This is a genomic window from Bacteroides zoogleoformans (assembly GCF_002998435.1).
GTDB lineage: Bacteria > Bacteroidota > Bacteroidia > Bacteroidales > Bacteroidaceae > Bacteroides > Bacteroides zoogleoformans.
On record NZ_CP027231.1, the window covers coordinates 2323453 to 2346768 of the forward strand.

Below are 23316 nucleotides of genomic sequence, written 5' to 3' on the forward strand. Positions count from 1 at the left end.
GTTCCGGTTCTTTTCCCGGAGATATACACAATCATTTTTTCCTGAACACGTAAATCATCGAACTGCTGCGCTCTTTCTTCACCAAAGCACTGAGCCATGCCATTGTGCCGACAAGCATTCCTCTGAGGAAAGCGCATGAGTGCATCATATGTTGCTCGGTCAGCATGGATACGTAGAAAGCGTCGAAAGGCATGGGATGCCTTTCTGCCAGTATGAATCCGTGTTTGGCACCGAATTGCTGTATGGTGGCGGGGGTGAAGTGCCACAAGTGGCGGGGCACATCGTAAGCGGCCCAATAGGCTCCGTATTTCTTGGCGTCGAAAGAAGAACAGTTGGGCACTGCCACAACCAGTACCCCTTTCTCGGTCAACAAGGAATGCAGGACATCCCATGTCTCGTTGAGGGGCTCCAGATGCTCCATGACGTGCCACAGGGTGATGACGTCGAAGCTGTTGGGCATAAGGCCTTTTAATGCTGTATGGGGCTTTATGTCCAAGTTGAAATGCTCCTTGGCGAATGCGCGGGCTTGCGGACTCTTCTCTATCGCTTCCACCTGCCAGGCATGGCGTCGCATGGTGTCGGCAAAGTAGCCCGTTCCTGTACCTATATCCAGCAGATGTCCGGTTTTGCGGTGGGCCTCGTGCATCACAAGGCCGGCTTTGCGCTTCAGCATGTAGTTGCGCACCCGATGGTACACGGAGTTCATCACTCCTTTTTTCGTATCTGTATGAGAAATGTAGTCGGGGGTATCGTAGTAGCGTCCTATTTCGCTCTCTACAGGAGCGTCTTGTGTGAAAAGAAACCCGCAATCCTGGCATCGGCATAAATGGTACATTTCGCCTGACACATAATGATCTACACAGGTCAGAGAACGCTCTAAATGCGTTCCATCGCACAACGGACAAGCTTTTATAGTGAGTTTATTCATCGAACCTCCTACCAACAAGGAGCATGGCCTTGAATGGGACAAGACATAGCACCTCCAAATTTGGTGCAAAATAACAAATAAAAACTGATTTACAAGCCCTTTGTTAAGGAGATTTAAGAGTAAGCGCGGGATGAAACTGTCTATGCTGCCACTTTCTGTCCCTTTTTCTTGTTATTTCTTGATGATTTTGCTTCCTTTGTTTCTTCTAAGACGGTATTCCTTTTTGAGGAAAAAATGAGCCGGCTCTTATAAGCGATAAAGTTTTTGTATATGAAGTACGGAGTATCTCCAAACACCCTGCTCGTAGTTGCCGGAGCAATATGGCTGCTGGCCGGGGCTAACATCTTGCGTATCGGACTGATTTGCTGGTTGGACGACGGACGCTATTGGTTGTTGAAAGTATGTGAGGCAGGTCTGATTTTCTGTTTATTCTTCGGCATCATCTTTCATCGGTTGTACAAGAAGCATACTCTTCGCATCTCGCAGAAAAAAGGGAAGCGTTGCCCTTTCTCTTTCTTCGATGTGAAAGGGTGGATTGTGATGGTTTGCATGATTACGGCGGGAGTTGTGATACGTGCCTGTCATCTTCTGCCCGAGACTTTTATTGCAGTGTTCTACACAGGACTGTCCTTGGCGCTTCTCGGCACGGGATTACGCTTCATCGGATATTGGTGGAGAAATCGTTTCATACTGAATGCATAACCGGAATACTGCCTATGCCTGCATTAAATTCCGAAACCCTATCGTTTATCCATGAGCATTGCAACGACGATGTGCGGGCGCTGGCTCTGCAGGCCGGTAAGTATCCGGCCGTGGATATGCCTGCTGCCATCACGCAAATAGCCGGACGACAGACGGTCAAAGAGAAAGTGCCTGCATGGGCGGAGCGGGAAGGTATTTTCTATCCCGTCCACCTTTCTTTGGAACAATGTTCGTCGGAACCGGCGGCGCGCCATAAGGCGGATATCGTTCGTCGGATAAGGCACGCCTCCGATTCGGAGCATAAGATGCCGGATGAGGCGGAAGGTGCATTTGCCGATTTGACGGGAGGCTTCGGTATAGACTGCGCTTTCCTCTCTGCCTATTTCCGGGAAGCCGTCTACGTGGAAAGGCAAGAGTCGCTTTGCAGCATAGCTGCGCATAACTTTCCGCTTTTAGGCTTGAAACACATCTCTGTTTTCCATGAGGACTGTGTCGGCTATTTGCAGCGGATGCAGCCGGTGGACTGGATTTTCATCGATCCTGCCCGTCGGGATGAGAAAGGAGGGAAAGTGGTATCTATCGGCGATTGTGAACCAGACGTCTCTGCTTTGGAAGAACTGCTGCTCGAAAAAGCGGAGCATGTGTTGATTAAACTGTCGCCCATGCTGGATCTGACACTCGCCTTGAACGATTTGAAGCATGTGCGGGAGGCGCATATCGTCTCGGTAAGCAACGAGTGCAAAGAGTTGCTCCTCGTATTGGGGCGTAACGGAAGTCTGCCGGCGGAAGATGTGCCCATTCACTGTACCAACCTCGCCGGTGCAGGTCTTCCTCAAACCCTTATTTTCAGCCGTCGGCAGGAGAGGGAGTGCGCATGCCGGTTTTCTGCCGTGCCGCAGGTCTACCTTTACGAGCCGAACGCTTCCATCCTGAAAGGCGGGGCTTTCCGTTGCGTCTCCCATATATATAAGGTGGAGAAGTTGCATCCCAACAGTCATCTTTACACTTCCGACGAATACATATCCGACTTTCCCGGCCGGAAGTTTCAGGTTCTCGGAAGTTGCGGTTTCGGCAAGAAAGAGATAAAGGAACTGTTGGGTGCGGCAAAGAGGGGAAATCTCACTGTGCGTAATTTTCCCTCTTCCGTTGCCGAACTACGCAAACGATTGAAGCTGGCAGAGGGCGGAGATGCTCACTTCTTCGCCACCACACTGACCGACGAAAAGAAAGTGCTGATATGCTGCTACCCAACGGGCTGACGCCGGCCGACTTCGATACCTATTCGTCTTTCTCTTCCAAAAAGAAAATCTCGTTTACCGGCTTCCCGAATGTCCGGGATATTTTCAGTGCCAACAGCGTGGAAGGGATGTTATTCTTGAAAGAAATTGATAAAACCGGCGTTTTCCCCCCCAAAAAGATTATCATCTATAAGCTGTGTTATGTTGAAAAAGAACCCCGCCATTGATATTAACTTCATCAATGACGGGTGATTTATGATATTCTAAAAAAGAGTAGTATGGAATCTTATATCTTATCACCGAATGCCAAATCTCCCGCATCGCCCAAACCGGGTACAATGTAAGAATGTTCGTTCATGTCGGGGTCGATGGCGGCACACCATAAAGTCACTTCATCTCCGGGGAAGAGATTCTCCAAATGTTCTACTCCCTGCCGGCTGGCTATGACGCAAGCTATCTGCAATTTGGAAGGGGTGCCTTTGGTGAGAAAAGCCTTCCATGCAAGTTCCATGCTTTCGCCCGTGGCAAGCATAGGGTCTACCAGCAACAAAGTCTTCTTTGACAAGTCCGGAGTGGCGATGTATTCGATGTGTACGTCTACCGTGCGGCATTCCTTATCTTTATAATAACGGTAAGCGGAAACAAAGGCGTTGCCGGCACCGTCGAACATGTTTAGAAAGCCCGTATGCAAGGGGAGTCCGGCACGGAAGACGGTGGCAATCACCACGTCATCATCAGGGGTGCTGACCGATGCCATTCCCAATGGGGTTCGTACTTGCTTGACGGAATAAGTCAGTTCTTTACTCATTTCATAAGCCATAATCTCTCCGATGCGTTCAATATTACGCCGGAAACGCATGCGGTCGTTTTGCACTGCCACGTCACGAATCTCTGCCACATACTGATTCAAGACAGAGTCTGTCTCGGCAAAATTTACAATTTTCATTGTTATTATTAGGTTGATATATTTCTGGTTACTTTTCCTCAAACGAAATGCGGTGCAAAAGTAAACGAAATTCACCCAATTTGCAACATTCAGTTGGCAGATATTGTTATGGTTCTATAAAAGAGTTTTTATTACAGAAAAATTTCTTTAATAGGGTATTTCTTTTAAAAGAAAGTATTACTTTTGTAGGCGAAAAACAAGGGCTTGTCAAAAAGCAGTCAAAAAAGAGTGGACTTTTCATGCTGTTTTTCCCTTGCATGCTTTTAAGGTAAGAAGAGATTATAAACCAAAATACCAAATTTTAAAATCTTAAAAAGAAATGGCAAATTTAGATTTAAGCAAGTACGGTATCAAGGACGTGAAGGAAATCATCCACAACCCGTCTTATGATGTATTGTTCGCCGAAGAGACCAAATCGGGCCTCGAAGGCTATGAAAAAGGCCAAGTAACCGAACTGGGTGCAGTGAACGTAATGACTGGTATCTATACCGGACGTTCTCCTAAAGATAAATTCTTCGTGATGAACGAAGCCAGCAAAGACTCTGTATGGTGGACATCCGAGGAATACAAGAACGACAACAAACCTTGCTCCGAAGCTGCTTGGGCCGACCTGAAAGCCAAAGCCGTAAAACAGTTGAGCGGCAAGCGCTTGTTTGTAGTCGATACTTTCTGCGGAGCCAACGAAGGCACTCGCATGAAAGTGCGCTTCATCATGGAGGTGGCATGGCAGGCTCATTTCGTGACCAACATGTTCATCCGCCCCACTGCAGAAGAGCTGGCCAACTACGGAGAGCCCGACTTTGTTTCGTTCAACGCATCCAAAGCAAAAGTAGACAACTACAAAGAGTTGGGCCTGAACTCTGAAACAGCTACCGTGTTCAACCTGAAGACCAACGAACAGGTCATCCTCAACACATGGTACGGCGGTGAGATGAAGAAAGGAATGTTCTCCATCATGAACTACAAGAACCCGCTTCGCGGCATCGCTTCGATGCACTGCTCCGCCAATACCAACATGGAAGGCACGGACTCTGCCATCTTCTTCGGTCTGTCCGGTACGGGTAAAACGACTCTGTCTACCGACCCGAAACGTCTGCTCATCGGTGACGACGAGCACGGATGGGACGACGAGGGCGTATTCAACTACGAAGGCGGCTGCTATGCCAAGGTCATCAACCTGGATAAAGAAAGCGAACCCGATATCTATAACGCCATCAAGCGCGACGCCCTGTTGGAGAACGTGACTGTTGACGCCAAGGGTAAGATTGACTTCGCTGATAAGAGCGTGACAGAGAATACCCGCGTTTCTTATCCCATCTACCACATCAAGAACATCGTTAAGCCCGTATCGAAAGGGCCTCATGCTCATCAGGTAATCTTCCTGTCGGCTGACGCGTTCGGCGTATTGCCTCCCGTATCTATTCTGAACCCCGAGCAGGCTCAGTACTACTTCCTGTCCGGTTTCACCGCCAAGTTGGCCGGAACGGAACGCGGCATCACCGAACCGACTCCTACATTCTCTGCTTGCTTCGGCGCGGCTTTCTTGAGCCTGCACCCCACTAAATACGCAGAAGAGTTGGTGAAGAAGATGAACAAGGTAGGCGCCAAAGCATACTTGGTGAACACCGGTTGGAACGGTAGCGGCAAACGTATCTCCATTAAAGATACCCGCGGCATCATCGACGCCATTCTCGACGGTTCCATCGACAAGGCTCCGACAAAGACAATTCCTTTCTTCGATTTCGTTGTTCCAACTGCATTGCCGGGCGTTGATCCGAAGATTCTTGATCCTCGCGACACGTACGACTGCTCTTGCAAGTGGGAAGAGAAGGCAAAGGACTTGGCCGGACGCTTCATCAAGAACTTCGCCAAGTTTACGGGCAACGCAGCCGGTAAGGCTCTGGTTGCTGCCGGTCCGAAACTCTAATTTGTAACAATAATCGAAACGGAAGCGGCTTCCCATGTTGCATGGGGAGTCGCTTTTTTTAGTTCGGTTGCGTTTTGCTTATGTTCTACCGGTTCGGTAGAGACTCAATGAGGCTGGCATATAACTTGGCAATATCCATTTAATTTACGTTGTGTTTTTTGATTGATTATGATGCCTTTATATATGCTTTTAGGGGTGAAAGATCGCAAATTACTCGGTCGGTAAATGGCATATCTGCTGGTTCCTGAAATAGAAAAAGGAAAAACATACGAACTGATTTGTGAAAACTTTGACATACTTTTGGCTTTTTCGTTTAAAATCTTTAATATTGTAATTCTTTTCATTCTCCAGAGAAATGTTCCGAACTCCACTGTTACATAAGTGTTCTTAAGGATCGGCAACTTTATAGCTATGGTACACCAATGTCTCTGAATAAAAAGAAGAAAGATGTGAGATGAAGGAAACAGACTCCGACATAGTTTTATTCAATAAGCTCTTTAACGAATATCGGGCGAGGTTTGTGCGCTTTGCTTCTACTTATGTGGATGATCTGATGGAGGCCGAAGACATCGTGATGGAGGCGATGATGTACTACTGGGAAAATCGTGCGAGGATAAAGAGTGAAAAGCATCCGGAGATATTGCCATACGTCTATGTCTTCACTGCAGTAAAGAACAAGTGTCTTAATCATCTGCGTAACCGTCGATATGACCAAATGCTGTCCGAGCAAATACGAAAACACGAAGAGTGGAAACTGTCCGTACAGATGGCTACATTAGAGGCATGCGATCCGCGAGAGTTATTCTCGAAAGAGGTGCGTGAGCAAGTGCGGCATGCATTGGCAAAATTACCTGAAACCACACGGAAGATTTTCATAATGCATCATTTCGAAGAGAAAACCCATCGCGAAATAGCCGCATTGATGAATCTATCAGTCAAAGGCGTGGAGTATCACATGACCAAAGCCATACGCTCGCTGAAAAAGTCGTTGAAACATCTTCTTTTCTCTCTGCTATTCATGTAATGATTTTCTGGAATTGTAAAGACTACATCGGTAGGCGGCAAAACGAGTTTTTCTTATTTAACTTTTTTTAAATAGGGGCCAATCGATGTTGTGTGCTTTATATACAAACCCTGAATAGAATCATGTATAAAAACATAGACCAAGAGATACTCTTCCGATTCTTTAACTGCTCTGCCACCAATGAGGAGGAAAAGAAGATTCGTCAATGGCTTGAAAAGTCGGAAGAGAACCGTTGCAGACTGATGGAGGAACGAAAACTGTTCGACGCTGTGCTTCTGAACGGTGATGTTTCGCCTGCCGACAGTCGGCCACGCAGAATCGTGTTGCGTAAAATCGCATTAAGGATAGTGGGAGTGGCCGCCGCAGTGGTAATAACCTTTTTCCTTACCACTCTTTACGTGGAGCAAAGTATCCAAGGGGCACGGCAGAACCAGATTGTAGTGCCACAAGGACAACGGGTGAATCTTACTCTGTCAGACGGAACAACCGTATGGCTAAACGCTAAAACAGAGATGAAGTATCCACAGAGCTTCAAAGGGGCAGACAAGCGAGTGGTGCAAGTGAACGGAGAAGCTTACTTCGAAGTGACCAAGAATGCAGGAAAACCCTTTGTGGTGGAGACCTCGAAAGGGAGAGTGGAGGTGCTTGGCACTAAATTCTACGTGAGTGCCTATGACCATGCTGATAAATTCGAGATAGCTTTGATGGAAGGAAGTGTAAGGGTTCTCACTGCTCATGGCAACCTTGTTTTATCGCCCAATCAAAGGGCCATATTGAGTAATAACCTTTTGTTTTGCAAGAGTATAGAAGATATCGACGTTTTTCGTTGGCGCGACGGGCTATTCTGCTTCAAGGACTTGCCTTTGGAGAAAGTGCTTAAACTATTTGAAACCTATTACGATGTGTCTTTCGTGGTGGAGAACAAGAAGATACCAGATACGAGACTGAACGGAAAGTTCCGCTTGATAGACGGTGTGGACTATGCGCTGAGAGTCTTGCAAAAAGAGATAAAGTTTTCTTTCAGCAGAGACCGTGAAAGTAACGTGATATACTTGAAATGACCAAAGAGTTGCATCAACTCCTTCAGACTTCTTCGGCCTTCCTGTCTGCTTTTCTGAGGAACATGGCAGGCTATATGACGAAAGAAAACTGATAAAAATACTCAAAAATAACTCCCGGAAGGAAGTTGAAATAAAATCAAAACAGTTTCTGAAAATCCGTTTGATACACACCTGGACTAATGCTATAATAGGACAAAAAAGAAAAATAGTCTTAGATGATGCTAGAATAATTTCTAAGATAATATTTGTAGAACAATAAAAAAGAAAAGCCTATGCAGAAAAACACTCATTGATCATCCCGTTTGCAAAACAGAAGAGTGTGGCTAGCGCAAAGAAATATCGAAAAAACTTTGACGCCTCCTCTTCGGAAAAAGAGAGCGGCAAGTACTGCAATACCTGCCGCAAGTGAAAAAAAGTTCTTTCACTTAAACCGTAAAAGAAACCTTTATTAAACCCAATCGTAAATGTATGAAAAAAGAATTAACAGAAGATGGAACTTTAGGGAAAGTGCCTCCTTTTAACCTATTTTATAGAGTAATGAAAATCACTACATTGTTATTATTCTTTGCCTTTTGCGCCACAGCCTCGACGGCTAGTTCACAAACGGCCAAAGTGACCATCAAGAAATCGAATGTGCCTCTCCTTGAGGTTCTGAATGAAATCGAGAATCAGACAAACTTTTTGTTTATATACTCCAACGGCATCGACGTGAAAAGTCCTGTCTCAGTTGATGTGAACAATAAGACGGTGAAAAGGGTGCTGACACAGCTGTTTTCCGAAGGAGATGTGGCCTACACGCTGGAAGGAAGTCACATCGTACTGACCCGTACTAACTTGAAGCAACAAGTTGAGGACAACAGGGTGACGGGCATAGTAGTGGATGAAACCGGTGAACCCATAATAGGTGCCACCGTAAGGGTGAGAGGTGAGGCTGCCGGAACCATTACGGACATGGACGGAAAATTCTCGTTGGTTGTTGCTGCCAAGTCACAGCTTGAAATCTCCTACATAGGTTACAAGACGCAAATTGTGACAGCTGTTACGGACAAAATTATGCAAATCAGAATGACGGCAGACACGCAACTACTTGATGAAGTGGTAGTAGTGGGTTATGGTACAACCTCAAAGCGTAAAACCACTTCAGCCGTGTCGCAGGTGAAAGCCGACGAACTGGGTAAGGTGCCTGTACCTAACGTTACGCAGAGCCTTGCCGGACGCGCACCGGGGCTCATCGTGCAGCAATCCGGAGGGGGAATCAACTCCAAAGCATCCATATCGATACGTGGTGGTGGAACGCCACTATACGTAATAAACGACGTGATTTGCGAAGAGCGCGATTTTCAAAATCTCAACCCAGAGGACATAGAGCAGATGTCGGTGTTGAAAGATGCCTCGGCAACAGCCGTATACGGAGCGCGTGCAGCCAACGGCATCATCATGGTTCGTACAAAGAACGGACAAACTGGCAAGATAAGCGTGGACTACAACTTCAACTATACCATGAGCCAACCGGCTAACATGGCCGATAAGGTGAATTCTTATAAGGCGGCTCTCTATCTAAACCGCGGATTGCAGTACGACGGACGTGCTCCACAGTACACCGACGAAGACCTTAGACTTTTTAAGGACGGTACCGACCCCAAAGGGCATCCCGATACTGATTGGCAGAAAGTGACTATGCGTAACTTCGCTCCCGAAATGCGCCACAACCTAAGTTTCACCGGCGGTTCTGAAACAATGAAGGTATATACGGGACTGGGGTATTACAACCAAGAGTCTATCTATCGCACCAATGCGCACAATATGCAACGCTATAACTTCCGCACCAATGTGGAAACCTACCTCAAGCCCATAGGTTTGCGAGTAACGGCAAGTGTGGATGCTTATCTGCTTGATACTAAAGAACCCGCAACGACAAACGGACGCGGTTACTACTATGTGTGGTCGCACATACAGAATAAGCGTCCCATGGAGGCTGCTTACAATCCTGCCGGACAGATATACAGCGGTACCAATGACAATCCCTTGCTTGACATCAGCAACAACGGCGGATACTACACCGCTAAAGAAAACTCGGTGAGAGGAAACCTTAACTTGGAATGGAATGTACCTTGGGTTAAGGGACTGAAGTTGAAAGCCATAGGCAGCTACACGTTGGCCAACGACCATTACAAAGCATGGGCCAAAACAGCAATGTCTTACGACTGGGAAGGTAATCCCTCTACCACGGGCAAACCCAACTTGAATAAATGGGCCAATCATCACAGCAACTTCAATACACAGTTTCTGGCCGACTACTCACACACTTTTTCTGAAGCGCATACTATAGGTGCATTGTTCGGTATGGAGGCCAGCGGTAGCGACTACGATAATTTGTGGTCGGCACGAAAGAACTTCGTCTTTGATGTAGACCAAATGGGTGCCGGCCCAAGTAGCACCATGGAGAACAGTTCAGGAGAAGAAGTGGGTGAACGCCGTGCTGCCTTCATTGGACGCTTGAAGTATGACTACAACGCTAAATACATGGCCGAATTCAACTTCCGCCACGATGGTAGTGACTACTTCCCAAAAGGAAACCGTTGGGGGACATTCTTTTCGGGTTCGCTGGCGTGGACTGTGTCCGATGAAGACTTCTGGCATAATATCGGAGTTGACAAAGTATTCGACTTGTTTAAACTACGTACCTCGTACGGTGAAATCGGTCAGGATTTCCTTGATCAGGATGGTGACAAGGTGGCCGATCGCTACACTTATCTTACCTCCTATACCCTGAATCAGCGTAGTGCCTATATCAATAGAGAGTGGATGCCGGGATTCAGTGAGGGAGCCTTGGTGAGTCCTGACATGACATGGTACACTACCAAAGACTTCAACATCGGTATTGACTTTGCCTCACTCAACAATCGCTTGTCAGGTTCCATCGACTATTTTGCCAAAACAACTACCGGTTACTTAGCAACTCCGTCAAATGTGGGCTATACCGCACCTTTGGGCAAAAATCTTCCCGTGGTGAAATCCAATGGAGAGAGTATACGTCGAGGTTTCGAGTTCGTTCTGCAATGGAAAGATAAAATAGGTGACTTGAATTACGGCATATCGGCCAATATGACCGCATACGACGACCGTTGGAATCTGAATCCGAATGAAGCAGAAACACAACTTAAAGATCCCTATAAAAGAGGAACACAAGTCAGAGCATATTCTGGAGTGTACTACAAAAACTTAGGCTACTATAAAGATTATGAAGATATTCTCAACTCACCCAAACGTAATGGCTCGGTGAATCTGATGGCGGGTGACCTGAAATATTACGACTTTAATGGTGATGGAAAGATTGACGGAGATGATCAGACACGTATGGGTGCCGGCTCAAAACCCAAGGCCAATTACGGATTTACTTTCGACCTCGGATATAAGGGTTGGTTTTTCAATATGTTGTGGCAGGGAGCCACCAACTATAACTTCTACATAGATGCCATTCTGCAAGGTGGAAACAGTAATTACCTGCCCGTAATCTATGAGTTCCAGACCAATATATGGGCACCGGACAACACCGGTTCTCTGTATCCTCGTCAGCATGCATCGGCCGGATACAACGGTAATAACAACTTCGTGAACAGTGATTTCTGGCTGATAGACGCTCACTACCTCCGGTTGAAGAATATGAGCGTAGGCTACGATTTCAAGCACAAGTTACTGAAAAACACATCGTGGTTGTCGAAATGTGTCTTATCACTCTCGGGTTACAATCTGCTGACTTTCAGTCCGGCCAACGATTACGGATTCGATCCCGAAGCAGGACGGGGAGATGGATACAGCTATCCTATATCGAGAGTTTATACCGTAAGTTTAACCATCGGTTTCTAAACCAACAAAGATTAATGATATGAAAATCAAGAAACATATTTTATCGTTTTGCCTGATAGGCGCAATCGGGTTGCAAGGGTGTGAAAACTTCCTTGACACATATCCCAAAGAAAGCTACAGCGACAACACCGTATGGGCAACTCAAGGAACCGTCGATGCATTTGTGACAAACTGCTATGCCTCTGCCTACGATCCATACCTGAACTTTTCCATGTGGGACAAGACTTTCAGCAACAACATGGTGAATTGTCGCCACTCTTGTCCTGCTGAGGCAAGAGGATTAATGGAGAATACATACGGATGGGGGTTGAATGACCGCTTCGGCTCAATCCGTAATTGCAATCTCATTCTTGAGAAAGTGGCACAATCAAACGTGCTGAACGAGAATTTCAAGAAGCGATACACAGCGGAAGCCAAGATGATGCGTGCCATGATATACTATGACTTGGCCCGTAAGGGAGGCCGATACATGTGGGTGGACAAGGTACTGAATGCGGGTGATGAGTTCAATATTCCGCTCACCAAAGATATAGTAGAAAGCTACAGTCATGTGTTGACAGACTTGCGCGAAGCCATTGTCGATCTGCCTGAAGAGAAAGTACCGGGACGCTTGAATAAGAATGCCGGATTAGCACTGTTATCTGAGGTATGCCTTACGGCCGCCGCCTATACCGATGACAATACTACGTTACGAATGAGTGGAAAAAGTCTGTATCAAGAAGTTGTGGAGGCAGTGAACGCAATCAAAAATGTGGAATTAGACAGTAACTATGAAAGCATGTTCAACCAGACGGGGGCATACTCATCATCCGAAATCATCCTTGCACGTTATTGGAGTGCAGACAACACGCAAATGATGCACACCGATATGATAAACATGGTGCCCAACCTGACGAATAGTAACTTGGAAATCAATGGTTGCGGCCCACTCTTCAGCAAGGCCGACATCTTTGAATGCTGGCTCGACCATACACCCAGTCAGAATTTGGTCGATGCCTATCTGGTTATCGATGCTGAAAGCCGTAAGGCGGTGCGTTGGTATGAATCTTCCCAATTCAAGAAAAACACCAAGAGCATCGGAGTCAATGAGGCTATGATTAAGATAGAGTATAAAGACGAGGCAGAGTTCAAAGGAAAGAGTTTCAAGGCTTTCGAGGTAACGACTCCGGGCAGGAGCATCAGCGATTTGATGTATGGTGGGCGTGATAAGCGTTTTGATGCTTCCATCATACACGACGGTTCCAAATTCCTGAACGAAGACATTACCACTTACAACCATGGCAACATGAGCCGTTGGGCTACAAAACGCTATGCTGCGGATCATGTACCCCTGACCAACTACAGTACACGTAAGTATATCTATAGCAACATGTCGCCTCGTCCGTTCTACAACGTCTATACAGACTATCACAAGATTCTGTTTCGTTATGGACGTGCCTTGCTTAATAAAGCAGAAGCACTGCTCCGGTTAGGGCAGATAAGCGAGGCTGTGGCCACTCTGAACCAAACCCGTACGATACATGGCGGTTTGCCTGCTTCCGAAGCTTCTACGGCCGTGGAGGCATGGAATGACTATAAGACGGAGCGACGTGTGGAGCTGTTTTGGGAAGGCGATTTCTACTTCAGCTTGTTGCGCTGGGGCAAATATGGCAGAGAAGCCAATGATGGTAAAGAGCCGGGAAGCGTGATAGATGAGTTGTGCGAACCTGCTACGTTCATCGAAATAAACAAAGAGCGTACGGCGGCGTTTGTAGGTAATGTGCAACAACAAAACGACCAGCGGAAATTCGACATCCGCTCTTATTTATTCCCCATCACCAAGTCGGTAATCCAAGCCAATTCAGCTATTTCAGATGCTGACCAGAATAAGGGATGGGAGTGATTTGTTTAATTACTAACTGCAAAAACAATGAAGAACATGAAATTGAAAAATTACAAATGGATAATGATACTGATGTGTATTCCATTCATGACCGCATGTGATTGGGAAACCCTTCCGACATACGGAGAAGCCGAAATCAGTGCGGTACAGTTCTATTTTCGCTGGGCAAGCGAGCAGAAAGACCCCGTCACCGGTGAACCGGTAGTGAAGGAACAACGCCTCAATACTACGAATAATGTAGCATCTGAAAGCGGCGTCATAGAAGCTGTGGTGACAGTGCCCGCTGCTACTGGCGACTTTACAGAAAACATACGCAAGCAGGTGTCTGTGAGTAAACTGTGGGGACAGGTTTCCGTGTCAACCGCAGCGCGTATTACCCCCATTGAGGGAAGTGCGATTCTTGGTACACCCGATGACTGGAGCAAAGAGCGGAAGTTCGAGGTGACGGCAGCCAACGGCAGCAAGAAGATTTGGACAATCAGAGTTACTCAATTTAACAAAAACGATTAAAATAATAATGAATGATTCTTTTTAAGGATATGCCGCAAAAGACGTGTGTCGTCGATATGCACCTTGTTGAAGATGTTACACGAAAAGACGGCGAATGTTTTTGGCGGCACATCCTTTTTACTCAAAAAAAAGTATCAACCCGTATGAGAACAATTTCTATTCTCTTTATGCTGTTGCTTTATGCTTTGTCTTTATCGGTGCAACAGAAAGATGTCGTTTACGTATCCGACTTCGGCGTCAAGCCATATACCTACGAGAATTGCGTCGAAAAGCTGCAACTTGCCATCAAGGCTTGCAAGGAACGAAACGCCCGCACGCTGGTGTTTGAAAAAGGACGTTACGACTTTTGGCCTGAGGGTGCTGTGTGCAAAGAATATTTCATCACTAATACCTCAACAGCCGAGGAATGTCCGTCGAAAGTAAAAACCATCGGCCTCTTCTTTGAGGAAATGGACGGGCTGACCATAGAAGGAAATGGAGCCACATTGATGTTTCACGGCAAAATGACCATGATAGCTTTTGCGCATTGCAAACGGATGATATTGAAAGACATTCATCTCGACTTTGAACGTCCGGGAGGTTCGGAAATGACCTATACCAAAGCAGACGCTGAGGGTGTGGAGGTGGTGTTTCATAAAGACAGCCGATACGAAATTGTGGATGGAAAGATACATTTGTATGGCGAGGGGTGGCGCTCGAACCGTATTCACTGCATAGAATACGATCCGAAGACAGAATTCTTCTTCTACAGTCGCGGATGGAAAACGCTGTCGGCCTCCAAAGCCGAGGAAGTGGCGCCCGGCATTGTGAGATTCACCACGCCGGAGAGTTTCCACCCTCAAGTGGGCAACACACTCACTATGCGCGACATTATTCGCGATCAGGTAGGTTTGTTTCTCTTTCAAAGTAAGGATATAACGCTGGACAATGTGGGGGTGCACTACATGCACGGGTTAGGCATCGTGAGCCAATACACCGAGAATATCACAATGAACAACGTGAGATGCGAACCGCGTGAAGGGAGCGGACGTATATTGGCTTCTTCGGCAGACTTCATGCACTTTTCGGGATGTAGTGGAAAAATAAGCATTACGGGATGCCGATATACCGGAGCGCAGGATGACCCCATCAACGTGCACGGTACCAATCTGCGTGTCACGAAACAAAGTGATCTTCGTACTCTGACACTGCGTTTCATGCATGGACAAAGCTATGGATTCGATGCCTACTTTGAGGGTGATACGGTGGCTTTCGTCAATACCGCAACCATGGAACGGTATGCGTATGCTAAGGTTGAGACCGTAAAACGGCTGACCGACTACACCTTAGAACTGAATCTCGACCGCGATATCCCCTCTGCGTTGAAGTTAAACAGTGACTGTGTGGAAAATATGAGCCGCACACCCGAGGTGGAGATTCGCAACTGTCGCTTCACGCGCACCAGTACCCGAGGCACGTTGATGACAACGCCGCGGAAGGTAGTGATAGTCGATAATGTGTATTATAAGACCGGAATGAGTGCCATCCTGATAGAAGGAGACGCCAATGACTGGTTTGAGTCCGGCCCGGTGAAGGATGTGCTGATTAAGGGAAATACCTTCATTGAGTGTGCGCATGCCGGAGGTCCGGAGAATGCAGTGATAGCCATACGTCCCTCGAATACCGTGATTGACGCTGATTGTCCCGTGCATCGGAATATACGCATTGAGAATAATATCTTCAAGACACTCGGCAATCCGGTGCTTTATGCCAAGAGCACCCAAGGACTAATCTTCAGGGAGAATGTGGTGGAGAAAGAAGATACTATAGTCTTCAGTGATGATAAACCTCTGTTTTATCTGATTGGATGTAAAGATGTAGTGATTAAAGGGAATGAAATGAATGAGGAAGACCGTCGGTTGCTGCTTCTGGAGAAAATGAAGAGACGTTTTGTAAAGACTGATGGCAAGATGAGAATCAAAAACGCTCAGTGAGACAAAATGCTTCTTGCAGGGAAAGTTGTACATTGGCATCGGTTCCTGCTATCTATAGAGAGGTCTTTTGATTGTATTTAATGTGAATTCAATGAATTATAAGTTCCTATAAATTGGGTGATTAGCGAATTTTGTTGTAACTTTATAGTGTTTAAAGAACAAAGAAATACAAACAAAAATCGCTATGATCACCGAGGACAAAGTTTCTGAAATATTTTGTATGGCAGACGACTTCTGCAAGTTTTTTGAATCTTACTCGTCTGTTGTCAAGAACTGCCTTCAAGCTGTCCCTATCAAGAGGCATTAGGCATTCTCTGTGATATTTGCGGCACAAGTACAGTATGCTTCGAAAGCTGTATTTATTGAAGTTGAACTCCATAGTTCTATTTGTTATACTTGTTCCACATTCTCTTTATCTTTCCTTTCCCTAAAAAGAGAATCAAACCGGTACCTATTTCTTTTTCTTGCTCCGCTTGGCCCATCCCTCTTCGCTGAAGTCGGGTTCAGAACCTTTGAAGTCGTCGTAACCTTGGAAGAATTGCTTCCAGTCGTCCTTTTTGCCCCGGGCTTTGGTGTAGCCGCGCTCTTCGCGGCTGGGCTTGCTTTTCTTGCCCGATGTGGCGTTCTCGAGCTTCTCGCTGCGTTGGGCAGCCGAAGCATCGTTTCGTTTACTTGCCTTATAGCCACGTTTCTGGTCGTTGTGCTCCTTTTTTCCGCTGCGCTCTTTCTTGCCGCCGCCTCTCGAAGCGTCGTTGCCCCCCTCTTCACCGGCAATTTCCACCGATATTCTACGTCCGTTCCAGTTGGCACGGTTCAGGGCTTTCACCACGTTGCCGGCCTCTTTTTCTTCTACTTCGAAGAACGAGAACTTCTGCATCAGGTCGATACGTCCCAGTTCGATGCGCCCGCGAGTATTCTTGTTCAGCAGGCCGATGAGTTCGCCGGGGAAGAAGTTGTCCATCTTACCCAGATTGATGAACAGCCGTTTGTAGCCGGTTTCGGGCTGACGGTTGCCGCCATTGCTTCCGCGGCGTTCGCCACGTGCGCCGCTTTTTGCGCCACGCTCGTTTCCTGTGGCCGTCTCAATGTCTTCGCGGTCGCGGTAATAATCAAGGAATTTGTTGAATTCATGCGAAGCCATACGCTTTATCAGGTCTTCCTTGCTCAGCCAATCCAGCTTGCGGTAAACGTCGGGCATGAAGGCATCTATCTCTTCTTCGTTCACCTTCACCTTCTCCAAGTCGTCAATTACCTTCAACAGCTGCTTTTCGCATATCTGTGCGGAAGTAGGCATTTCTCCCTGCTCGAACTTCTTGGCAATGATGCGTTCTATTTCGCGCATCTTTCCCTTTTCGCGCAGGTTGATGATGGCGATGGAGGTTCCGGTCTTTCCGGCACGTCCAGTACGCCCGCTGCGGTGGGTGTAACTCTCGGTGTCGTCCGGCAAACCGTAGTTGATGACATGCGTCAGGTCGTCTACGTCCAGCCCTCGGGCAGCCACATCGGTGGCAACCAGCAGTTGCAGGTTGCGGATGCGGAACTTCTGCATCACGGCGTCTCTCTGCGCCTGGCTCAGTTCGCCGTGCAGGGAGTCGGCATTGTAGCCCTCCTGCATCAGTTTGTCGGCAATCTCCTGCGTCTCCTTGCGGGTGCGGCAGAAGATGATGCCGTATATCTGCGGGTAATAATCGACGATGCGCTTCAGTGCGGCGTATTTGTCTTTGGCATGGACGCAGAAAACCACGTGCTTCACGTTGCTCGTACCCTCATTCTTACGTCCGATGGTGATTTCCTTGGCGTTATGCAGGTAGTTCTTCGAGATGCGTGCTATCTCCGGACTCATGGTGGCGGAGAACAGCAATGTGTTCCGCTCTTGGGGCACGTCGGCCAGAATGGCGTTGATGCTGTCGGTGAAACCCATGTTCAGCATCTCGTCGGCCTCGTCCATCACTACGTTCCGGATAGTGGCGAGGGATACGGTTTTGCGCTCCATCAGGTCGAGCAGTCGTCCCGGTGTGGCAACGATGATGTGTACTCCCCGTTTCAGGGCGCGTATCTGGCTCTCGATGGACGAACCGCCGTATACAGGCAATACGCGCAGGCCGTCGATGTATTTGGAGTAATCGTTCAGGTCGCCCGCTATCTGGAGGCAAAGCTCACGGGTGGGGCAAAGGATGAGGGATTGGGGAATCTGTTGGTTTACGTCAATCTTCTGTATAAGCGGCAGGCCGAATGCTGCAGTCTTTCCTGTTCCGGTTTGTGCCAGCGCCACTACGTCATTGTTTTCTCCTAAAAGGTAAGGAATCACTTCCTCTTGTACCGGCATGGGACACGCATATCCCATCTCTTCAATGGCACGGCGTATCTCCGCCGACACACCGAGCTCTTCAAATGTCTTCATTAATCTTTTCGTATATCTTAAATTTCGGCTGCAAAGATAGTGCTTTCCAATGGATATTCGATTATTGCCGGCTGATTATTATGCGATTATGAAGAAAAGTTATTGTTTTTGCAGGACGTAGGCCTTTGAGCCGACAGAGACTTGCGCCTTTTCTCTCATCGTCCGCCGTCTGCCAGCAACATGCTTCGCAGACGCTTGATTTCGTCTTTGGTCAGGCCGATGCCCTGTTGCAGGTAAGTGTCCACATCTCCGTATCTTCTTTCCACCTCCTTTTTGACGGCAGTCAGGAAGCCATCGTCACTGTATTCTCGGGGTGCAAAGACTTCTCGCGAACGCATGGGCAGGCGATAGGCATATTCCAAGGTTGGAGGATTGTTGAAGTAGTCGTTATTGAAACGGTAGTCCTCCATGATGGTCTCTTCGTCCACGCCGAGAGCGGCCAATAGTAGCGCCGAGACAATGCCTGTACTTCCCTTGTCCGAAGAGCAATGTATCACTACGGGATAACTTCCTTTATCCAGTAGAATGTCGAAAATCTGCCGGTATTCCTTGTCGAGCTTGCTCATCAAGTCGCGATCCATCCGCTCCGCTATGCGGCAGACGGTATCGCTTTTTATCTTCTGCTCATTCACCTCTTTCTGGAGCTTTTCTATCTCGCCGATACCGATAGGGAGGTGCACCACGTCAAAGTTTTTCTGTAAGTCCGTTTGACTGTTCACTTCGATAAGAGAACGCAGGTCGATGATGGTCTTTATACCAAGATTCTTCAGTTCGCCAATCGAGCTGTCCTCCAGACTTTCTATCTCGGCCGAACGATAGACCATGCCCCAGCGTACGACTTTCCCGGTAGAGTAAGATGGATAGCCTCCCAAGTCGCGGAAATTCTGTATCCCGGGAATATTGACGTTGCGCGTGGCTACCTTCACCCGATATTTGCCGTCGAAGACAAGGGTGTAGTAATAACGCCGAACAGGGTCGGTAGTGATGATGGTGAGTTTCTGGTCGGTAACATCAGCCATGGCAATAGGCTCCTCCGGGATGGCATCGGGATTGGTAGAAGCATATACCTTTACTTTACCCTTGGCAAAAGGATACATTTCCCACCTCACAATGCAATTCCCCACATTGTTCTCTTCGCATACCACAACAATATGGGGGGCAGTACGGCTACAGGCAGTCAACAATACGCCCAGCGTTAGCAGGCTAAACAGATTTCTGTACATAGGCAGTAACTCTCTGACATCTTCAATCACAAAAATAGATTTTTTCATCACATTGCATAACGATGCTACCCGGCTTTTATATTTCTTTGTCTAACTTTAAGGGAACAGCAGGGCAAACCGATGCTTTTCCTGCACACATACGGATTGCTTTTGGGAAAAGGAAAGGAGTGCTGAGCATGCGGTTTCAGAACAGATAAGAGTATTTCCCGTCCAGATACTTGCGGATATATTTCAATGCTTTTGTAATCTGCGCTTCCACGGTCTTTACCGAGGTTTGCGTTCGTTCGGCTATCTCTTTGTTCGTAAGGTTCTCCTGACGGCTTTGGCGGAACACCTCCCTGCATCTGTCGGGCAAGGCGCAGACGGCCTCCTCTATCAGGCGATGCAGCTCTTCCAACTCTATGTTCTCGTCAATGAAGTAGTTGTCGCTCAACGTTTCGCCAAGCCCGTCTATGGGACAGGTCCGCTTGCTGTCGCGCAGCACATTCAGGCATCGGTTTCGGGCTGCCCGAAAAAGATAGGCTTTGAAGGAAAGCTTGATTTGAAACTCTTCCCGGTTCGTCCAAACGTGCATAAAGATATCCATGGCAATCTCTTCTATCTCTGCTTCGTCTTTGAGATACAGCTTCATAAAGCGGCACAACGGAACGAAATAGGTATCAAACAAGTACTTAAAGGCTTGTTCGTCACCCGTTTGCAACTGCTTCAATATATGTATCTCATCGTTTACAAGCATGATTCATCAAGGTGTTTGACTTTTTGAACGAGTGTCTCATTCGTAAAGGCAAAGGCCGGCCATACAACGCTCAACAACAGGCACATCTTCAGACCTTGTCTAAAAAGATAGCTCCAACCAAGCACTTACATAATGTAGAACATGGCAATAACATGTGCAAAGAAGTTTCGCCCATTTCTTTCGGATATGGAGCAACATCAGGTTTCGCTAACGCGCAATCCGAAGGCTTTGCACGTCATCTCTTCCACCGCCACCTCCCATATCTTGACATGGCGAACGGCGGGTTCGGAATAAGTGCAAGGATTGTCGGTATATCGGCTCATGAAAAAGTCCAGAATCTCACGCTTCTGCCCCATGTCTTCTATGAAGCGCACCTTTCCGCGGCACATCACACTGCGCGACTTCATGCTGTAACTGCATGCCACCTGCCGGTGCATGTACACCAGCTCGTGCCCCTCGCAGAAGGTGACGCAGACTTGAGGGCGCTTTGCCAGCATCTCCATTTTGCCCCCTTCAGGGCCGGAATGAAGGTATATCACTCCGTTCCGATAGGCGAAGTTCATGGGAATCACATACGGATTGCCCTCTACATCGGTGATACCCACCATGCAATAAGGACATTTATCTATTACTTCTTTTATTTGTACGAGGTCTGTGATAGCGATTGTCTTCATCGTTTTATTCCATCAGTGCAAAATCCAGTTGTTTCTTTTCCAGATTGGCACGTGCCACTTTGATGCTGATGGCATCGCCCAAGCTGTACGTGCGATTCTTGCGGCGTCCGCGCAAGCAGTAGTTCTTCTCGTCGAACTCGTAGTAGTCGTCGTCGAGGTCGCGGATGGGAATCATCCCTTCGCACTTATTCTCATTCAGTTCCACGTACAAGCCCCACTCCGTCACTCCGGAGATGACACCATCGTAAACTTGACCCAGACGCTCTGACATGAATTCCACCTGCTTGTACTTCACCGAAGCACGCTCGGCATTGGCAGCTATCTGCTCCATGTTGCTGCTGTGCTCGCAAAGATCCTCATATTTCTGCTCGGACACGCTGCGACCGCCCATATCGAGGTACTTAGTCAGCAAGCGGTGCACCATCATGTCGGGGAAGCGGCGGATGGGCGAGGTGAAGTGTGTATAATAGTCGAACGCCAGACCGTAGTGCCCCACATTGTGTATGGAGTAGCGTGCCTTCTGCATGGCACGAATGGACACGGTTTCAATCAAGTTCTCCTCTTTCTTGCCCTGAATGTCGTCCAACAGGTGGTTGATGGATTTGGAGATGTCGGTTTTCGTGCCTGCCGTGCGCAGCTTGTAGCCAAAGCGGGCGATGAACTGAGCCAGATTATCCAGTTTTTCGGGATCGGGCAGGTCGTGTATGCGGTAGGGGAACACTTTTGCCTTTTTGCTTTTGGGCACGCGTCCTATCTTCTCGGCCACGGTGCGATTGGCAAGCAACATGAATTCCTCCACCAGTTTGTTGGCATCTTTAGCCACCTTGAAGTAAACGCTTACCGGCTTGCCTTTTTCGTCTATCTCGAACTTCACCTCATAACGGTCGAAGTTGATGGCACCGGCCTTGAAGCGGTTGTCGCGCAGAATCTTGGCCAACTTATCCAATTGGAGGATTTCTTCCTTGAAGTCGCCTTTTCCGGTTTCGATAATCTCCTGCGCCTCCTCGTAGGTGAAGCGGCGGTCGCTTTTGATGACGGTATGTACCACTCGCGAGTTTTTCACTTCTCCCTTTTCCGTCATTTCGAAGATGACGGAATAGGCCAGTTTCTCTTCGTCGGGACGGAGAGAGCAGATGAAGTTGCACAACCGTTCGGGCAGCATCGGGATGGTACGGTCTACGAGATAGACCGAGGTAGCTCGTTTCTCAGCCTCCTTGTCGATGATGCCTCCCTCTTTTACGTAGTGGGTCACGTCGGCGATGTGTACGCCTACTTCCCAAAGTCCCTCCTTCAGTTGGCGGATAGAAAGGGCATCGTCGAAGTCTTTGGCATCTTTAGGGTCGATGGTGAAAGTAGTCACTTGGCGGAAATCTTCACGCTTGGCTATTTCTTCGGCAGAGATTTCGGCGGGTATCTTGTCGGCGGCTTTCTCTACGGCAGCAGGGTAGACATACGGCAAGCCGAATTCCGCCAGAATGGCATGCATCTCGGTGGTATTGTCTCCGGTTTTTCCCAAAATGTCAATTACCTGCCCGATGGGGTTCTTAGCCTTGTCCGGCCATTCCACCACCTTCACGATGGCTTTGTCGCCCGTCTTTCCACCTTTCAGCTTCTCTTTGGGGATGAAGATGTCATTGGCCAGCGTGCGGTTTTCCGTCACCAGGAAGGCGTACGATTTGCCCACTTCCAGCGTTCCCACAAACGTGTCGTTGGCTCGTTCCAGTATCTCCACCACTTCTCCTTCGGCTTCGCGCCCGCGGCGTTTGGCATAGAAGGCGATGCGCACCCTGTCGTTGTTCATGGCGTGCGCCGAGTTTCGTTCGGCGATGAATATGGGGTCTCCGCCTTCATCGGGCAGGAACGAGTTCTTTCCGTTGCTCTTGCGTTGAAAGACGCCCGTCATCTCCACGCCGTGGGTATTCAGCTTATATCTGTGCTTCTCCACCTCGCTGATGTAATCGTCCATCACCAATTCGGACAAGATGTTCATGCACAGCATCTTCAGCGGGTGAGTGGTCAGCCGCAGTTGTTCGAATAGGTATTTCAGGGATAAAACTTCGCCTTGCTTGTTGTGGAAGAAGTCCAGCAGCACTTTGGCAAGCTCTTTCTTTTTCATGCGTTTGCCGGCTTTTTTGTCTTTTTGCTTAGCCATAATCTGTCTTTTTATGGATGCGTAAAAAGGGAAGTATTATCGATATTCCGCATCCGTTTCTTTTGCAAAGAA

The 23316-nt window shown here is 47.8% G+C and carries 17 protein-coding genes; 10 read left to right on the plus strand and 7 right to left on the minus strand.

Annotated elements, in window-relative coordinates; translation table 11 throughout:
• Positions 1-31: 31 nt before the first annotated feature.
• Positions 32-928 carry a class I SAM-dependent methyltransferase gene (locus C4H11_RS09550; protein ID WP_106041528.1) on the minus strand — a complete coding sequence of 299 codons (897 nt, stop codon included), beginning with the start codon at positions 926-928 and terminating at the stop codon, positions 32-34.
• A 270-nt stretch (positions 929-1198) separates the two neighbouring features.
• Between C4H11_RS09550 and C4H11_RS09555 the strand changes: the two genes are divergently transcribed.
• Genes C4H11_RS09555 through C4H11_RS09565 form a run of 3 tightly spaced genes read left to right on the plus strand, consistent with a single transcriptional unit; the run spans position 1199 to position 3095 of the window.
• A complete protein-coding gene (locus C4H11_RS09555; protein ID WP_106043316.1) occupies positions 1199-1630 on the plus strand; it encodes a hypothetical protein in 432 nt (143 codons plus the stop codon).
• 14 nt (positions 1631-1644) lie between these two features.
• Complete coding sequence (locus tag C4H11_RS09560) at positions 1645-2889, plus strand: class I SAM-dependent methyltransferase (RefSeq protein ID WP_106041530.1); 1245 nt, start codon at positions 1645-1647, stop codon at positions 2887-2889.
• Complete coding sequence (locus C4H11_RS09565) at positions 2868-3095, plus strand: hypothetical protein (protein WP_106041532.1); 228 nt, start codon at positions 2868-2870, stop codon at positions 3093-3095. The genes C4H11_RS09560 and C4H11_RS09565 overlap by 22 nt, the downstream gene beginning before the upstream one ends.
• A gap of 59 nt (positions 3096-3154) precedes the next feature.
• Here C4H11_RS09565 and upp read toward each other — a convergent pair whose 3' ends face one another.
• Entirely contained in the window at positions 3155-3814 is a 660-nt protein-coding gene (gene upp / locus C4H11_RS09570; RefSeq protein ID WP_106041534.1) for a uracil phosphoribosyltransferase, read from the minus strand.
• A gap of 319 nt (positions 3815-4133) precedes the next feature.
• Between upp and pckA the strand changes: the two genes are divergently transcribed.
• From pckA to C4H11_RS09610, 7 genes are all read left to right on the plus strand, one after another.
• Entirely contained in the window at positions 4134-5741 is a 1608-nt protein-coding gene (gene pckA / locus C4H11_RS09580; protein WP_106041538.1) for a phosphoenolpyruvate carboxykinase (ATP), read from the plus strand.
• Positions 5742-6195: 454 nt separating this feature from the next.
• Entirely contained in the window at positions 6196-6765 is a 570-nt protein-coding gene (locus C4H11_RS09585; RefSeq protein ID WP_106041540.1) for an RNA polymerase sigma-70 factor, read from the plus strand.
• A 122-nt stretch (positions 6766-6887) separates the two neighbouring features.
• Positions 6888-7826: a FecR family protein gene (locus C4H11_RS09590; RefSeq protein WP_106041542.1), complete on the plus strand. Its 939-nt coding sequence runs from the start codon at positions 6888-6890 to the stop codon at positions 7824-7826.
• Positions 7827-8294: 468 nt separating this feature from the next.
• Positions 8295-11693: a TonB-dependent receptor gene (locus tag C4H11_RS09595; protein ID WP_106041544.1), complete on the plus strand. Its 3399-nt coding sequence runs from the start codon at positions 8295-8297 to the stop codon at positions 11691-11693.
• A 19-nt stretch (positions 11694-11712) separates the two neighbouring features.
• The gene (locus C4H11_RS09600) at positions 11713-13575 is read left to right on the plus strand and encodes a RagB/SusD family nutrient uptake outer membrane protein (protein WP_106041546.1); all 1863 of its coding nucleotides are present in this window, start codon (positions 11713-11715) and stop codon (positions 13573-13575) included.
• A gap of 36 nt (positions 13576-13611) precedes the next feature.
• Complete coding sequence (locus C4H11_RS09605; protein WP_234819814.1) at positions 13612-14085, plus strand: DUF5018-related domain-containing protein; 474 nt, start codon at positions 13612-13614, stop codon at positions 14083-14085.
• A gap of 143 nt (positions 14086-14228) precedes the next feature.
• On the plus strand, positions 14229-16058 hold the full coding sequence (locus C4H11_RS09610; protein WP_106043318.1) for a right-handed parallel beta-helix repeat-containing protein: 1830 nt from the start codon (positions 14229-14231) through the stop codon (positions 16056-16058).
• A gap of 451 nt (positions 16059-16509) precedes the next feature.
• Here the strand turns inward: C4H11_RS09610 and C4H11_RS09615 are convergent, their stop codons facing one another.
• The 5 genes from C4H11_RS09615 to rnr form a co-directional block, all read right to left on the minus strand.
• Complete coding sequence (locus tag C4H11_RS09615; protein WP_106041550.1) at positions 16510-18459, minus strand: DEAD/DEAH box helicase; 1950 nt, start codon at positions 18457-18459, stop codon at positions 16510-16512.
• Positions 18460-18614: 155 nt separating this feature from the next.
• Entirely contained in the window at positions 18615-19682 is a 1068-nt protein-coding gene (locus tag C4H11_RS09620; RefSeq protein WP_106043320.1) for a tyrosine-protein phosphatase, read from the minus strand.
• 184 nt (positions 19683-19866) lie between these two features.
• Positions 19867-20418: an RNA polymerase sigma-70 factor gene (locus tag C4H11_RS09625; RefSeq protein WP_106041552.1), complete on the minus strand. Its 552-nt coding sequence runs from the start codon at positions 20416-20418 to the stop codon at positions 19867-19869.
• A 197-nt stretch (positions 20419-20615) separates the two neighbouring features.
• Positions 20616-21092: a pyridoxamine 5'-phosphate oxidase family protein gene (locus tag C4H11_RS09630; protein WP_106041554.1), complete on the minus strand. Its 477-nt coding sequence runs from the start codon at positions 21090-21092 to the stop codon at positions 20616-20618.
• Between the two features lie 4 nt (positions 21093-21096).
• On the minus strand, positions 21097-23244 hold the full coding sequence (gene rnr / locus C4H11_RS09635; RefSeq protein WP_106041556.1) for a ribonuclease R: 2148 nt from the start codon (positions 23242-23244) through the stop codon (positions 21097-21099).
• Between the last annotated feature and the right edge of the window lie 72 nt (positions 23245-23316).